This is a genomic window from uncultured Paraglaciecola sp., from assembly GCF_913058035.1.
Classification (GTDB): domain Bacteria; phylum Pseudomonadota; class Gammaproteobacteria; order Enterobacterales; family Alteromonadaceae; genus Paraglaciecola.
Genome location: NZ_CAJXPA010000034.1, coordinates 16,847 through 33,129 on the forward strand (window position 1 = coordinate 16,847; position 16,283 = coordinate 33,129).

The 16,283-nt window shown below is 40.6% G+C and carries 11 protein-coding genes; 6 read left to right on the forward strand and 5 right to left on the reverse strand.

Annotated elements, in window-relative coordinates; genetic code table 11:
• Positions 1-705: 705 nt before the first annotated feature.
• From QZ562_RS06605 to QZ562_RS06615, 3 genes are all read left to right on the forward strand, one after another.
• The gene (locus QZ562_RS06605; RefSeq protein WP_293758461.1) at positions 706-1,644 is read left to right on the forward strand and encodes an acyltransferase; all 939 of its coding nucleotides are present in this window, start codon (positions 706-708) and stop codon (positions 1,642-1,644) included.
• Entirely contained in the window at positions 1,613-2,683 is a 1,071-nt protein-coding gene (locus tag QZ562_RS06610; RefSeq protein ID WP_293758463.1) for an SGNH hydrolase domain-containing protein, read from the forward strand. The genes QZ562_RS06605 and QZ562_RS06610 overlap by 32 nt, the downstream gene beginning before the upstream one ends.
• 1,067 nt (positions 2,684-3,750) lie before the next feature.
• Entirely contained in the window at positions 3,751-3,933 is a 183-nt protein-coding gene (locus QZ562_RS06615) for a hypothetical protein (protein ID WP_293758468.1), read from the forward strand.
• A gap of 112 nt (positions 3,934-4,045) precedes the next feature.
• On the opposite strand, the gene pckA is transcribed toward QZ562_RS06615, so the two are convergent.
• Together pckA and QZ562_RS06625 are read right to left on the reverse strand one after the other, a co-directional pair.
• Positions 4,046-5,695, reverse strand: a complete 1,650-nt coding sequence (gene pckA, locus QZ562_RS06620; protein WP_293758471.1) for a phosphoenolpyruvate carboxykinase (ATP) — start codon at positions 5,693-5,695, stop codon at positions 4,046-4,048.
• A 550-nt stretch (positions 5,696-6,245) separates the two neighbouring features.
• Positions 6,246-6,638 (reverse strand): phasin family protein, encoded by a 393-nt coding sequence (locus QZ562_RS06625; protein WP_293758474.1) that lies wholly within the window; start codon positions 6,636-6,638, stop codon positions 6,246-6,248.
• 579 nt (positions 6,639-7,217) lie between these two features.
• Between QZ562_RS06625 and QZ562_RS06630 the strand changes: the two genes are divergently transcribed.
• The 3 genes from QZ562_RS06630 to QZ562_RS06640 all read left to right on the forward strand — a co-directional run bounded on the left by QZ562_RS06630 (position 7,218) and on the right by QZ562_RS06640 (position 12,930).
• Positions 7,218-9,728: a S8 family serine peptidase gene (locus QZ562_RS06630; RefSeq protein WP_293758484.1), complete on the forward strand. Its 2,511-nt coding sequence runs from the start codon at positions 7,218-7,220 to the stop codon at positions 9,726-9,728.
• A gap of 167 nt (positions 9,729-9,895) precedes the next feature.
• Positions 9,896-12,403, forward strand: coding sequence for a S8 family serine peptidase (locus tag QZ562_RS06635; protein ID WP_293758486.1), 2,508 nt, complete (start codon positions 9,896-9,898; stop codon positions 12,401-12,403).
• A gap of 338 nt (positions 12,404-12,741) precedes the next feature.
• Positions 12,742-12,930, forward strand: coding sequence for a DDE-type integrase/transposase/recombinase (locus tag QZ562_RS06640; protein ID WP_293758489.1), 189 nt, complete (start codon positions 12,742-12,744; stop codon positions 12,928-12,930).
• Here QZ562_RS06640 and QZ562_RS21235 read toward each other — a convergent pair.
• The 3 genes from QZ562_RS21235 to QZ562_RS06650 all read right to left on the reverse strand — a co-directional run bounded on the left by QZ562_RS21235 (position 12,891) and on the right by QZ562_RS06650 (position 15,460).
• Positions 12,891-13,028 carry a transposase gene (locus QZ562_RS21235; RefSeq protein WP_363315328.1) on the reverse strand — a complete coding sequence of 46 codons (138 nt, stop codon included), beginning with the start codon at positions 13,026-13,028 and terminating at the stop codon, positions 12,891-12,893. The genes QZ562_RS06640 and QZ562_RS21235 overlap by 40 nt on opposite strands.
• A 602-nt stretch (positions 13,029-13,630) precedes the next feature.
• A complete protein-coding gene (locus QZ562_RS06645; protein WP_293758495.1) occupies positions 13,631-14,734 on the reverse strand; it encodes a sensor domain-containing diguanylate cyclase in 1,104 nt (367 codons plus the stop codon).
• Between the two features lie 369 nt (positions 14,735-15,103).
• A complete protein-coding gene (locus QZ562_RS06650; protein ID WP_293758498.1) occupies positions 15,104-15,460 on the reverse strand; it encodes a hypothetical protein in 357 nt (118 codons plus the stop codon).
• Between the last annotated feature and the right edge of the window lie 823 nt (positions 15,461-16,283).

Sequence of the window (16,283 nt, forward strand, 5' to 3'; positions counted from 1 at the left end):
ATGTAAATATTTTCTCTTTAAGACATAAAGAATGAGAATACCGCTATCACTTCGGGTTTATTGATCACGTTGTGATTGGGTTTTTATGACTTTGGTTTCTAAGTATTACTAGATTTTGTGAAAATGGCGTTTATTTATATATAGTCACGTATATTCATACTATGACAAACACTCAAAGTGTTGATTACTTTAAAAAATCTTATTCTATCTCCAATATCTAGTTTTGACGACATCATATGGCCTGAAATTCCCAGCACCTGTTGGAGCGGTTCATCTCCGAGCCAGGTCATTGAATAAGTCTGGACAGTTTTTGAACCAGCTGCATCGAACTCACCAGAAACTATTTTCAATGTCCAAGAATTAGTGCCAATACTAGTCAACGTGCAGTTATGAATAGTTGGAGCAGAACCTTCTGCAGAAGCACAAATCAAACTAGGGCTGGGTCCAACACAAGAACTAAAAGGTAGAATTAATACCCTCACATCTCAAGCCTTACACTTGTAGTCAAAAACATTCGCAAAATGACTCCAAAAAAGACAAATTTCTCAAAATAGAAACGCCAGCCCCTCCATATCAATGTGAAAACGCTCGAAACAAGTGAAAATTCGATTGATTCGAGATGGCACATTAACTGCACTTGATATCGTAGTTGAAGTCTAACCAGCTAAATTTGTATATTTTCTATCGAAATAAGGAGTTTATCACGTGTCATTTACGTATCGCCCCGATATTGATGGGCTTCGCGCCGTTGCGGTTATCCCTGTAATCCTATTTCACGCTGATGTATCAAACTTTACAGGTGGTTATGTTGGCGTAGATATCTTCTTTGTAATATCTGGTTATTTAATAACTAACGTTCTTATGAAAGACATAAACCACGGAAAATTTTCGCTTCTTAGATTCTACGAGCGGCGTATCCGGCGATTATTCCCTGCACTTTTTACAGTATTGATTGTGTCGACCTGTGTCGCATCATGGATTATGTTTCCTTCTGAGCTTAATAACTACGGGAAAAGTCTATTCTCGGCCACACTGTTCTACTCTAATTATCACTTCATGTTTGATGCGGGTTACTTCACTTCACCTGCGGAGACTAAACCTCTATTACATATGTGGTCTCTGGCAGTTGAAGAGCAATTTTATATATTATTTCCAGTATATTTGTATTTAGCCTCTCGATTTTTCAAGAACAAAGTTGGTATTGCAACCGTAGCGATTCTGCTTGCTTCGCTCTTGTACAGTTTTGTTATCGTTTATACGGCACCAGCTGATGCCTATTATTCGACACCAGCGCGCGCCTGGGAGTTGATGGTTGGGTCTGTTTTGGCAATATACCCAAGAGGACGGAGCCTGACACCGCGAATGGCAAACTTCCTAACCACTATTGGTTTGAGCGCGATTATTTATTCAATCTTATTTTTTACAAAAGAAACACTTTTTCCTGGCCCTATGGCACTTTTCCCAGTTATTGGATCTGCGTTGATCATTTTCGCGGGGGAATCAAAGAAAAAATTTCGTTGGTACAATTCTGACATCAAATATTTTCCGCTACCCCGGTCTAATATCCTACTCTCTGTACCTTTGGCACTGGCCCGTATTGGTGCTCTACAAGATGTATGCCGTTGGCCCTGTATCCGACATTGAGATTGCTATACTTATAGGCGTGATAATTATACTTTCCTATATATCATGGCGATTTGTTGAGGGCCCATTCAGGACAAGAAAAATATTCCCTAATCAAAAGTCCGCTATTTTTGCTGGTGGCGCTGTTATATTTGCTAGCGCGTCAATTGGGGTTATCCTTATTTTAGGAGATGGCTTTCCCGCTAGATTTTCAAGTGAGGTCAATCGAGTTTTAGCTGTAAAAGCCGATAACTTAGAATTGTCTAGCTGTGGAATTTTAGATGCGCAGGCTAATCACGGACTAAAAGTTTGTCAACTGGGTGCAGATACGAAAGGTCAGCCAACGTTTGCCGTATGGGGCGATTCTCACGGTGAGGCGATTTTATCGGGCATCAACAAGTCTGCAAAACTATCTGAAATGAAAGGAGTGTTCATTGGTCGAGGAGGGTGTTTACCTCTGCTTGGCGTCCATCAAATTAGTCCAGAGTATGTGACGTGTGTTGATGCAGCCGATACGTTCATGCTCTATCTGTCAGAGCATCCTGAAATAGAGAAAGTCATCCTTATCTCTCGATGGGCGATTTATGCAATGGGAAAAAGGTTTGGAAATGAAAAAGGGCATACTGTCTACATAAAAGATATGGAAACAGTTTCGCCATCATTGGAAGAAAATAAAAGAGTGTTTGCCCGATCAGTTGAGCGTACGTTCGATAAATTGTCATTGCTCGAGAAGAAGATCGTAGTTGTAGCACAAGTTCCCGAAACACAGTGGAGCATCCCTGAGGATTCTGCAAGAGCCAAACTTCTAAGCATAGCGTTAGAGTTTAGACCAAAGATTAACGACTATTTAGCTCGACAGGCTTATGTCACCGAGGTAATCAATAAGTCTAAGGAAAAGTACAGCTTTGAAATAGTGCAACCCCACAAGGAAATATGTACTGGAGATTATTGCATGGTTTATGATGATGGCGTTCCTATTTATCGAGACTCCAATCATATTACAAACGCATATGCTGACAAGCTATCAAAGATCTTCGATCCGATTTTTGCAATCCTTTGATTCTCCTATGCTTTGCTTTTGGGAGGGACAGTAAAAGCTCGACTATAAGCCATAGTTTCAGTGCCTGCGTGAAGATCTAGATCCTCTCTCATGGCGGCTAACCTCTAGAGGGGTGATGCCCTAGCGGTTCGGTTAACTCTAAATTCGTGTGATTACAATTAATGGCTAGGCGCATTAATAAGCACTATTTCACTCAAATCACCTCTGCTTAACGATCACTAAAGTTGGTCATGCTGTCGCTATCGGTTTTCATCGCATTTTCTCTTTTGAGTTGATGACACTCAAATGCCAAGACACTTATATACCAGAGATTCACTGGTGAGCTACAGATCGTTTGTTAAGCAGCTCTCTGGAAGGCCAGCCCTGAACCGCTCAGATAAGAACATGAACTTTCTTTGCACTGCTGCATCATTTACGATGACCATTAGATCACGTGGTTTCGTCGTTTTGTGCCAACTCACCTCTAGCTTTCGCCTCATATTATGTCCTTGTTCATCAGCTCGCAAATTTGCGTCCAGCTACTCTGACCGCGAAAGATAGCTAAAATACAGATTCTGCAGGAGCAAAAACCTGCCCGACCAGACTTCGCGGTCAAACCCTTGCCATTCGCTAGTAGTAACTTCTAATAACGACAGGTTAAATAAACGGTGTTCTTCCTACCAAGAACTTTCATCTCATTAGTTCATGTCCATGCTGAATGTAAACAAATACTAATGCCGTTGATATCGCTAATTATTTTTACAGGATTTACCGCATATAGCATGTTGAACTCTCAAGAGTCGCTAATAGATTTTGCTACAAGATTGATGAGTTCTCTGGATACTGCTCAGGTTGGTATCGTTCTATACAAACTCTGTGCATTCTTAACGCCATGCTATGCCATAACATGCATATGGATGTATCAAGATAATAGAGGTAGAGGCAATAAAGTTATTTCTGATTTACCGTACTTTCTGATTTAACGTACTTTCTGATCACGACAGTGTTTGCTTCAATAGGCTCGTTACTGTATTTAGTTGTAAATACAGCCAAGAAATATCATAGGGAAACCAAAATATAACAAACGCATGTTGTTCGCCACAAATCTGGGTGTTAGGGACTCAGGGAGCTTTATTTACTTAGATTATATTCGTGGACTACTAAGTGGTTTTAGCAACCTTTGTGAAGATGGAGAAACTATTTTAGATAAGATTTGGGTGATGATAGACGAAAATGTCACCACGATTGCAGATATTGTCGTCACACAATGAATTGTTCGTAGGTTCCGGTTTCTCCCTTTTTTTAAGAAAACAGACCTATAGAAACCAAGGATATGCTGCTAACTTGTTAAGCGCCCCCAAAACGAGGGCTCAGTCATCTATATTATAAATGAGGTCCCGCGGAAGTAAGTGCTTTGCCTTCTTCATTATCAGTAAATTTAGTAAAGTTATTGATAAATAGTTTGGCTAGTTGTTTTGCTTCTTTTTCCCATTCAGATGGATGGGAATATGTGTTGCGAGGATCTAGAATGTGACTGTCTACGCCAGTTAATGTAGTAGGGAAAGCAAGGTCGAAATAAGGCAGTGTTTCGCATTCAGCGTTTTCTACTTCACCGCTTAATATTGCGTTAATAATAGCGCGGGTTGCCGCTAAACTGATACGTTTACCCGTGCCGTTCCAACCGGTATTGACTATATATGCGCTTGCACCAGCATCAGACATCCTTTGTGCTAGTACCTCGGCATATTGGGTGGGGTGTAAGCTTAGAAAAGCCTGCCCAAAACAAGATGAAAACGTAGGCGTAGGGTGGTTAACACCACGCTCAGTACCTGCTAGTTTTGCTGTAAAACCTGATAAATAGTGATACTTAGCTTGTTCGCTAGTTAGACGTGATACTGGCGGAAACACACCAAAGGCATCTGCAGTCAAAAAAATAACTTTTGAAGCATGCCCCGCTTTACTGACTCCTAATACTCGGTTTTCAATATGTTCAATTGGATATGAAACGCGGGTGTTTTCTGTCTTAGAATTGTCAAAATAATCAGGTACATTTCCTTTTATCACCACATTTTCTAATAAGGCGTTTCGTCTAATTGCGTTATGTATTTCTGGTTCCTTATCAGCATCCAAATCAATTGTTTTGGCATAACAACCGCCTTCAAAATTAAAGATGCCATCATCATCCCAGCCATGTTCATCATCACCAATTAGTGCTCTTTGCGGGTCGGCTGATAATGTGGTTTTTCCGGTGCCCGATAACCCAAAAAATATAGCCGTATCATTATCTTTACCCACATTGGCCGAGCAATGCATCGACGCGATGCCTTGTAGCGGAAGGAAGTAGTTCATCATTGAGAACATACCTTTCTTCATTTCACCGCCGTACCATGTACCACCAATTAATTGCATTTTTTCAGTTAGGTTAAATGCAACGAAGGTTTCGGAGTTAGTTCCGTGTTTTTTGAAATCTGGGTCTGAAGATTTTGACGCATTCATAACCACAAAATCTGGCTCAAAATTATCAAGCTGGTCTTCTGTTGGGCGAATAAACATATTTTTAACGAAGTGCGCTTGCCAAGCTACTTGCATAACAAACCTGACTTTAAGAGCTGTATTTGCATTTGCACCACAAATGGCATCCACTACATATAGCTCGCTATCTGAGAGTTGTTTCTGACTTAGTTCTTTTAACGCTTGCCATGTTTCTAATGAAATGGGCTTATTGTCGTTGTTATTGTCAGCAGTTTTCCACCAAACAGTATCTTTGGTTGTATCGTCTTTGACTAAAAACTTATCTTTAGGCGAGCGCCCTGTATATATGCCGGTGTCAACATTGACCGCACCTGAATCTGTCACGATGCCCTTTTCATAACCTGTTAAGGCTTCATCAGTTTCAGCGGCAAATAATGTGTCGTAACATGGATTATGAATGATGTTGCTTATATTTTTGAGCCCAACCGTTTTTAAATGAGCGTGGACTTTATCGAGTCTGATACTTTTCGAAACGCGAGGCTGCTGTTCTTTGATTGTCATAGTTTAATCCAATGGTAATTATCTGAGTGTTTTTGCGGCCAAATCATGTGTGTAAAATTTATAACGCTCGTCGTTGTACCGGACTGTTAATTTGGTGCGTTAGACTATTTTGATTTAAACACAAAAAATAAGAATAAATCACAATAACGATATTATCTTGGCTATAAGCGCTGTGAATAAAAGATTACAAAACATAAATAGATTTAAATTATCAGAAAATTACATACACAAATGTAAAAAACGGCGGATAACGAAGTTATCTGCAACAACAATGTTCATGCAGACAATTAAATACTTCAGTGTCAACAAGATAACTATGTAAATTAAAAAATAGAATGTACATGGATAGAGTATTGTGAATGTTGATAGATACCTGTTATTGAGGGTATCAATTTGACAAGTTTGAATGTGGTGAGAGAGGCTCTATGTTTTATACACCATTCTTTTTAAAGTAAATACACACCTAAAGCTTTTTACTAAGCATCAGAGCATTAATGTTGCCCACAAAAAAGAGAGCTCAAGGCTCTCTTTTTTGTGGATTAGTCTGTAATTAGACTTTTTTCGCAGCAGGTTTAGCAGCTAGCTTAGCAACAGCAGCAGTTAATGCATCAATCTTATTGCTTAACTCTTCAATTTTCTTGTCTGAGTCAGTGTTGTTGAAACCAAGTTTGGTACGAACTGTTTCAATACGAGTTTCAATTTCAGTCTTAGCTGCTACTTTAGTTGTCACTTCTTTAACTTTGCCTTTACCTTCAGTTTCAAGTTTTTCGCCTTTCACAACTAATTCATCAAACAATTTGTTTGAATCGGTTGAAAGAGCTTCAAAACGACCTTTAACTTCTTCATAGCCTTTACCATATGCACCGAGTCCAGCTAACCACACTTTACGAGCCATATCTTCTGCAGTGGCTGCTTTTTCTTTAATCATATCGATATTGTTCATAATATTTACTCCGTGGATGTTTAAAATTAGGTCTGTTGCTTCAATAGAATGCATCTTACGGATGAAAATTAGAAATCGCATACTAATTGCTCAAATTTATTGAAATACACGAATAAAACGTTGAAGGTAAGATGAATTATTAGAATTGTTGATGTCGTTACCGTTGTTTTGACCCATTTTTTTATCCATTCCTAAACTTTTTTTTTGAAGATTAACTTATTATTTAAACCAAAGTGCAGTCTAAAATACCCCAACAAGTGAGTTAAATTTACTTGATTGGTAATAGCCTAAATATTGATGAACATCATATCGTTGTAACGAGTCTTAAGGCCAAAACTATAAACAGTGCCCTAAGCTAAGTTCTGTTTGCTCAGTCCATTTCAAAACATTTATCACATAAGCGGATACCGCATGGTTCATAAGATATGGATAGGTTGGCGGCTTTAAAATTGAAAAACCTGATACATTTTAATCGTTCTAACTTAGGGGGAACCCCCTATTTTTCCTGCCTGTATTACTTGAGAGACTAAGGCCGTAAAAGTTAATAACAAGTATTTAACATCCGGGAAAGAAAATAACATGAAAAAATTTACCTTAAGTACATTGGCTGCAGCAATTATAATCACCACCCTGCCTTCACAAGTATCGGCACAAGCAGTTATTGGCGAACAACTAGCACAAGTATTGCCGACCATGAGTGGCGAAGAAACAATTATGGCAGTTGTCACATTCGAACAAATGAACGCAGTTTCGGTCAGTCAGATACGCGCAATGAAAGCTTTAGGTATATCTAAAGGTGTTCAGTTTTCTGCTGTGCCCGTGATGGGCCTTGTTGCTAATATCGCACAAATTGAAGCTATCGTTGCTAGAGACGATGTTCGCTCAGTCTGGTTAAACCGTAAATTAGACTATTTTAACGCCAGCTCACGTCAAATAACTGGTGTAGACAAAATACAAGGTGCTGAGTTTGCAAACCGTAATGGCGGTACCGAGTACACCGGTAAAGGCGTCACTATTATGGTGAATGATTCTGGTATTGATGCCACCCATCAGGATCTGTTTTTTGGTGATGTAGTGGTAGATAACGTTCAGGCCGCTACGCATTCATTGGATCTTGTAGAGACTGGCATTACTGATGGTTTTGTCATTCAGGGACAACCTAACACCGATCTAAATGTCGGCCATGGTACACATTGTGCTGGCACAATAGCTGGTTCAGGGGTTATGTCTGATGGAAAATATAAAGGGGTAGCGCCGGATGCTGACTTAGTGGGTTATGGCTCTGGAGCAGGCTTGTTTATTTTGGATGCTGTCGGGGGGTATGATTATGCCATTAATCACGTATACGACTATGAACATCCGTTACGTATTATGAGCAACTCTTGGGGGTCTGGCGGTAAGTTTGACCCTAAGGGCCCGGTAAACTTAGCGTCTTATAAAGCCTATAAGTTCGGAATTTTGTCGGTATTTGCTGCGGGTAACGCTGGATCTGGTGAAAATACTCATAACCCTTATGCTCAGATCCCCTGGGGAATGTCTGTAGGTGCAGGTGATACAAATGGTAATTTGGTCAACTTTTCTTCTCGTGGTTTAGAATATGAAACGGGTGATTTCACTATGCCTGATGGGACAGATTGGACCTATAACAACGAGGTGACGATTGTAGCACCAGGTCGCTACGTCATATCAACACGTTCATCTACTAATATGGTTGCCAACGGTAATCTAGCAGATTCCGTTATTGAGCCCGCTTATTTACCCTTTTATACGCGTATATCGGGTACCTCTATGGCAACACCTCACGCAGCAGGGGTTGTGGCCCTAGTAATGGAAGCTAACCCATCGTTAAACATCGATGAAGTGAAACAATTAATAAAAGAGTCGGCTACTAATATGCCTGGCTATGAAGCTTGGGAAGTGGGGGCGGGTTATATTAATGCGCGCGCTGCAGTAGCAGCAGCAAAGGGTTTTGATAATAACCAGAGAGATACAATCAACAACCGTTCAGATACAGAATTTTTTGCAAATATCGATATGCAAGCTCACAAGCTTTCTGAAGGAAAATTAGCTTTTGATACTGTAGAGTCACAAGAAATTGAGCTCGAAGTTGGTCCAAATGCAAAATTCGTAAGTGTGGGTGTCACTGCTTTGGCAGCGATTAAAGCCATTCTTGAAGATCCAGATGGAAATCGTTACGAAGGTGATTTTACAGCGCCTCTTTTAGCTGACAGTTCGGTTATTACTGCTCCTGCCAAATCAGGTACTTGGAAATTATCTATGCAAACCGATGCTTTTGGTCTAGAAGTGTCGCCCCTAGGAGCTGTCTACGAAGAGCAAGCTCAAACAGACGAAGCGAGTGATAACCGGGTTACTTACTGGGCATGGCAAGACGTATATCAGGGCTCAGATGGTATGGATGATGTGATAGGTCATAATCAACAAGATGCAATAGAAAACGCAGTTCTTGAGCGTTTGATGGACGGTCGCCCCTCTGGGCAGTTTAAACCTGATTTAATGCTGTCCAGAAAGGAATTAGCAAAGGCATTAGTTATGGGGGCAGCAGTGCGTCAGCATCGTAGCCTTGATAATGAACCAGAAACCACGATTACTGGCGTTGGTAACAGATATCGCACTTATGCTGAGTCAGTCGTTATGCCTGGTGCAGCGTTGAAAGATGCGAAACAACAATTTGGTCCAGTCATGATGGCTGATGATGGTAATTTCCGCGGTGGTGATGCGGTGAAACGCGCGGAGCTAGCCTATAGTTTGGTGCAAGTTATTGGCAAAGCACAAGCTGCTATAGATTTTGGCGATGATCACCAGGTTACCGTTACCTTCAACGGCCAGACGATAACGATTGCTGACCAAGGTAGTATTCCCGGTGACATGCGAGGATATGTGCAAGTTGCACTTGATGAAGAACTCTTAGGTGTTAGTTACAATGTAACACAAGATCAATTTGACTTAGAGCCTAAAATTGGTGCTAATTTTAATCCTGACAACGGCATCACACGAGCTGGCTATGCCATTATTGCCAATAAAATAGACTCGCTTTATTTTGTATCAGGCACCGCCTCTAACGCTGAATAACTGCGTAACACTAATGTATGTTCAACGCCCCGCTTGCGGGGCGTTTTTATTGGTAATCAACCCATCATTAGATAGGGGGAAACCCCTATTTCTAAGCCTTCATAATATCGACAGAATAGTTTAAAACAAAAACGTCAATTCTATCCATAATTAGAGCGAGTAAAGTGATGAAAAAATTTACCTTAAATGCAATCGCCGCTGCAACAATGGCACTAAGCATGCCGTCGGCAGTGTTAGCTGAAGCCGCCATTGGCGCGCAGTTAGCTGAATTTTTACCTACAATGACAGGAACCGAAACGGTTATGGCTGTTGTTACTTATAATCAATTAGAGCCTGTTTCGACAACCCAACTTGAGCATCTTTCTACATTGGGTATTAGTCAGGCGGTTCAGTTTGCTTCGGTTCCAGTTATCGGGGTAGTGGCTAACCTAGAACAAATTCAAGCCATTGCTAATCGTAGTGATGTACGCTCGGTATGGTTAAACCGTCATCTAGAATACTTTAATGCTGATGCTCGTCAAATTACTGGTGTTGCTTCAGTACAAGGTGATGATTTTGTTAAACTTAACGGTGTTGAATATACCGGTAAGGGTGTCACTGTGATGGTGAATGATTCAGGTATCGATGCCACCCATCAGGATTTATTTTTTGGTGATAAAGTCATTGATAATGTGCAGGGTCTTACTCACGCTAGTGCCTTAAGCATCGGTGGGGTTACAGAAGGTTTCATCATCAAGAACCAACCTAACACTGACACTAATTCAGGTCATGGCACCCATTGTGCAGGCACAATTGCAGGCTTAGGTGTCATGTCAGACGGTAAGTACACAGGTGCCGCTCCCGATGCTAAGTTAGTTGGCTATGGCTCAGGTGCCGTAATTGCTATCCTTGATACTATCGGAGCTTACGACTACGCCATTAGCAAGGGTGATAGTTACGACGAAGGCCCGTTACGCGTAATGAGTAATTCATGGGGTTCAAGTGGCAAGTTTGATTCATCAGGCCCAGTTACTTTAGTGTCATATAAAGCACATAGATTGGGTATATTGTCTGTGTTTGCAGCTGGCAATTCAGGTTCAGGTGAAGATACACATAACCCTTATGCCCAAATTCCTTGGGGAATGTCTATTGGCGCGGGTGAAAAAGATGGCACTCTCGCTGGTTTTTCTTCACGAGGTTACAAGTGGGAATCAGGTGATTTCACTATGCCTGATGGCACAAACTGGACATATAACAACGAAGTGACAGTCGTGGCTCCAGGCGTAGATATTATCTCTACTCGCGCTCTCACCAATGCAGGTGCTAATGGTGGTGCCGACGATGCAGAGGCGATGGACGCAACGCATGTACCGTTCTATACCATGATATCAGGTACGTCTATGGCAACGCCTCACGTAGCCGGAATTGTTGCCCTGATGATGGAAGCTAATCCAGGTTTGGACACACTCACAATCAAAAGATTGTTACAAGAATCTGCTACTAATATGCCAGGTTACGAACGTTATGAAGTCGGTGCTGGATATGTGAATGCACGTGCAGCAGTTGCAGCAGCGAAAAACTTTGATATGGACCATAAAGTAACGGTGAACAACCTACGTGACAAAGTGTTTAATGCTAATGCATTGATTAAAATCAGTGACAAGACCTTTACAGATAGCATATGGGTAACGCCCGCTGGCACAACAGAGCCAGTAGGATTAAAAAATGCATTTACGTTTGATGTACATGCTGATGCCATCTGGGTTAAAGGGGCAGCGAGTACACTTGCTAATACTTCTAAACTGGTTTTAGTTGACCCACAGGGTAATGAATACTTTGGTAACTTAACGTTACCAGTGCTTGGAACTGAAATGCGTGTTACTGCTCCGGCGATGGAAGGCACTTGGAGTGTCCGTGTAGACGGTCTGACGTCATTGTCTGGTGTTAATCCTGACCCGCTTGGATTAACCAATGGCCCCATGGCTCCTGATAATTTTGACGTTACCATCACATTTGAAGACTTGATTGGCTTTGATGGAGTAGACGATATAACAGGTCATCCATATGAAAAAGCGATGCAATATGCTGTTAGCAAACGACTGATGGATGGTTTTAACGACCGTGGTTTCCGCCCAGACGCAAAATTAAAACGTAAAGACCTCGCTAAGTACTTAGTTATGGGTGGTGCTGTTCGTCAATACCGCGATCTAGACAATGAGCCGCAGCCAGCTCTTAGTTCAGTCCCTACTAGTTATAAAGCATTTGTTGAATCTGTATCGGTTGGGGGTGGCGCATTGAAAGACAAGCTGCTCAACCAAGCTCCTATCATGCTTAGCGAAGGGGGTAACTTTGCACCTAAGGGACGGGTAAATAAACTAGATCTTGCCTACAGTCTAGTACAAGTATTAGGGCTTGAGTCGGTCGCTACAGCATTTGATCCTAGTGATGATATTACCGTTGACTATAATGGTCAGATTATTGTGTTAGCAGATCAAGATAACATTCCAGACGATATGAAAGGTTATGTACAAGTTGCAATACAGCTATCATTATTGAATGTTAACTTTGCCGTGGTTCAAGACTATTATGACTTGACGCCGCAGCTCACTGCAACCTTCAAACCAGGTTACAAAGTGACCCGTGCAGAATACGCTATTACGGCTGGTCGCTTTTTTGGACAATACTTCAGTCAGTAATATTAGAACGTAACCAGGAGGCCAATCGGCCTCCTTTTTTATTTGAAGTACTTATCACATGAATACATTGCCCTGTAACGAGGTATGTCAATTAACGTGAATTGGAAATAACCAAAAAAAGAAAAAATTTTGTATTAAAGCCATTTTAGCGGTTGCCGTTTTTGCCCTATCTTCAATGACACACGCGGGCCTCATTACTTTTGGCAGTCAGTCGATCAGGATGGTGATGAAATTGATATTATGGTTCAGAAACGTAAAGACAAGAAAGCGGCGTGACGATCCTTTAGAAGTTACTCAAAGGGCAACAAGCTGAGCCAATCGGGATCATCACTGATAAATTGCGCAGTTATTCAGCAATAGTGAAAGAACTCGCACCTGATGTTGAGCATTCTGCCAAGCAATACGAAAATAACCGATGCGAATTATCCCATCAACCTAGTCGACAACACGAAAGGCAGATGAGGAAATTTAATTCCCAAGGTCAGGCTCAACGATTTCTCTGGTGTCTTGGAATACGGATGTTTTGACATACTTTTATGCTAGTAGAATCGATGAATTTGATGCCTGTAGGCTTCCCCTTTAATGAGGTGAAGTAGGCGTACATATAGACAATAACTATTGGCATGACTTCAATAAATCGGGCGTAGCTGAGTAAATTTGGAAGTCTTCTTTGTAAATGTGAGATACATAGATAAGATAATAGTTTTTGAAATCTTTGTAATGTGACATATGAAAAATCATAACAATTGTCATGATTTCGCTAGTTATCATTCGACCATTATGTCGACGTTTTTGAGTCCCGTCTTCGAGTAATTGTTCTTATTAGAAAGGGATAAATATTTTTTAAAAATAATCATTATCGCAAAACAACTCAACTAACTTATTCATGCCTGTTCCTTTTAATATCCTACTCTCTTGGTCGGAAGATCGGATCTTGGAACAGGTATTTAGTTCAATTTTTTAAACAGGATTCAGGTTAGTTAAATTGGCTAGGGCGCCTTTAATTACAGGTTGAGTTTGAACGAATCTGACTCCGCAGGTTTCTTACTATGCTAGATAGAGGGATAGAAGTGTGGGAAGGCGGCAATGGAAGTTTCAAAAAAACAATTAGGTTTTTCAAAAGCATATCACTAAAGAATCAGGTTAAAGCAAATACTAGATAGTTCGATAACTAACATCAATCTCAGAACAGAGCTGTTTAATGCAATAATGCTCCGATTCAAGAACTTATTGCTTAATGCTGACACTTTCTAAATTGGAAAACTGAATGTTTGACTTTTTTGAGGACTTTGCAATATACATGGCTTTATCTGCGCATTCCATCAACTCATCGGTGGTAAGTCCATCATTAGGATAAATACTTATCCCTATACTAGCGGAAATTTGATAACCATCATTTTTCGAATCATCTGACTCTTCAATAACAATAGGGACAACTAGAGTATCTTGCAATTTCTCAGCTATCAACGTCAATTCGACAACATCACTCTTATTCTCAACTAATAGAATAAATTCATCTCCGCCAATTCTTGCAAATGTGTCTTCCCTCCTAACACATTTCTGCAACCGAAATGCGACCTCCTGCAAGACTGTATCACCAATATTATGACCACAATCATCATTAATTTGTTTGAAACTGTCTAGATCAATAAAGAATATAGCCAAACTGGAATCATTTCGGCTTGCCCTAGCCATCGCCTGAGCAATTCTCTCATTAAATAAATTGCGATTTGGAATATTAGTAAGCGGATCATAGTGAGCAGCTTTCTGCAACATAATCGACTCTTTCTCTCTTCTTAAAACCAAGCTCACTAAATAGCTGGCAGTTTGCATCAAATTCTTTTGAAATTGGCTGGGTTCTCGCTTTGAAAAACTGGACAACGCAAAAGAGCCAATAGGTTGATTATCTGCATCCACCACAGGCATAGACCAACAGGCATGTACGTTAAAGTCAAAAACATACTTTTGTAAATTTTTCCAGCGTTCATCCGTACTCGTGTCACACACGAATTGTGGTGTTCCTTTGTAAACGGCTGTTCCACACGAACCTGCAAACTCATCTGGAACAAGCCCATTTAAGTCTTCGCATGCTTGATTTGGAAGATTAGGAGCTGCTCGAACAAACAACTCAGTTCTGGATGCATTAAACAACATGATGGAAGCTAAAGACTCATCGACAATACCTTCGGCAATTTTGCAAAGCGAATCTAACGCGTACTGATAATCATTACCTGTTACAACGACCTCTAAAATATCCCTCTGTACTTTGACAAGTTTGTTCGACTCTTCGAGGGTTAACGGGTCTGTGCCGCTTTGGTGTTCTAACGCCACGTTTCTTTGAATCTCATTTAACACTCTATTTTTAATAATTATATGGACACTATTTTTATTCAGGTTCTCAAATTAACTTTTCGAGGTATGCTCTTAACAACCATTTAACATGCACTATAACGCGAAAGATATCTTATAGCTAGATTAAGCCTTTTCCAGTATAAAATGCGTCTGAGAGCTCAAATCTTGACCATGATCATGACAATAATACAAAAGCAATCATGAATATTGAATATTGAATATTGAATATTTAACCACCAGTGAAGCCCTTGATCGTTTTATTCAAGGAAATCAAGTCGTAGCTTTTACCATTAAAGGTGACAAGAATGAGTGATATCGATTTATTCAAAAAACACTCATAAAGTTTTGCTAGATGACATTATCTAAATCAGAGAAAGATATCCTGACTGACCCAGTCGTCATCGCCATTTTAAACATAGTTGCGAGCAGACCAATAATTTTCAACAACCTCCTGCGCCATTGTTTAGGTGTAAAAACTAGACTAATGCCTTCCAGCAGTAGTTTAAATAGGCTCGATTTACCACAGCCATTAGCATCAATAATTGCAGTGCAGTGTATCGGTTGAATGGTGGCAAAGGTATCGTCGAAGAGTCGCTGGGGCCAGGTTGTAGGATGATGTATTGTAAGGTGATCTTGAGCAGAATTATAACCTGAGTTGGCATTAAATTTGGTATTGATATTAATACGAGTGTTAATAACAAGCACACAGAGCGTGATTAGATGCCCTAAGCCCGAGTATTTATTTACGCAACTGATAACCGGTTCTAAAAATTTGCCAAACGATGACTAGTGCAATGCTCAAAAAGAATAAAATCATCGCAATACTGGTCGCAACATTAACATCGGATACGCCATAAAAACTCCAGCGAAAACCACTAATCAAATAGACAACAGGGTTAAATAAGGTCACTGTTTGCCAAAAAGGCGGCAGCATACTAATTGAATAAAAGCTTCCCCCCAAGAATACCAGTGGCGTAATAACTAGCGATGGGATCAATTGTAACTTCTCAAAATTATCTGCCCAAATACCAATAATAAAACCTAGGAGGCTAAAGGTCACGCAGGTCATTACCAAGAAAAATAACATAGCGAAGGGGTGGGCTATTTGTAGCGGAACAAAAAGTCCAGCGGTCGCTAGGATAATAAAGCCAACAATAAGGGACTTCGACGTGGCCGCACCTACATATCCCAGTATAATTTCGCGTGCAGATACTGGTGCTGATAATACTTCGTAGATAGTGCCAGAAAACTTGGGAAAGAAAATACCAAAGGATGCGTTTGAGATGCTTTGTGTTAACAGCGACAGCATTAATAGACCTGGCACAATAAATGACCCATAAGGTATGCCATCTATCTCATCGATACGCGAGCCAATTGCTGAGCCAAATACAATGAAATACAACGAGGTAGAAATAATAGGCGAAATGATGCTTTGCAACAGCTGTCTCTTATCCACCTCTCCGAGCCCACGATACCGTACTAGATCTCGTATGCCGTCTTCTGCTCTCAACACAACATACATCGTATG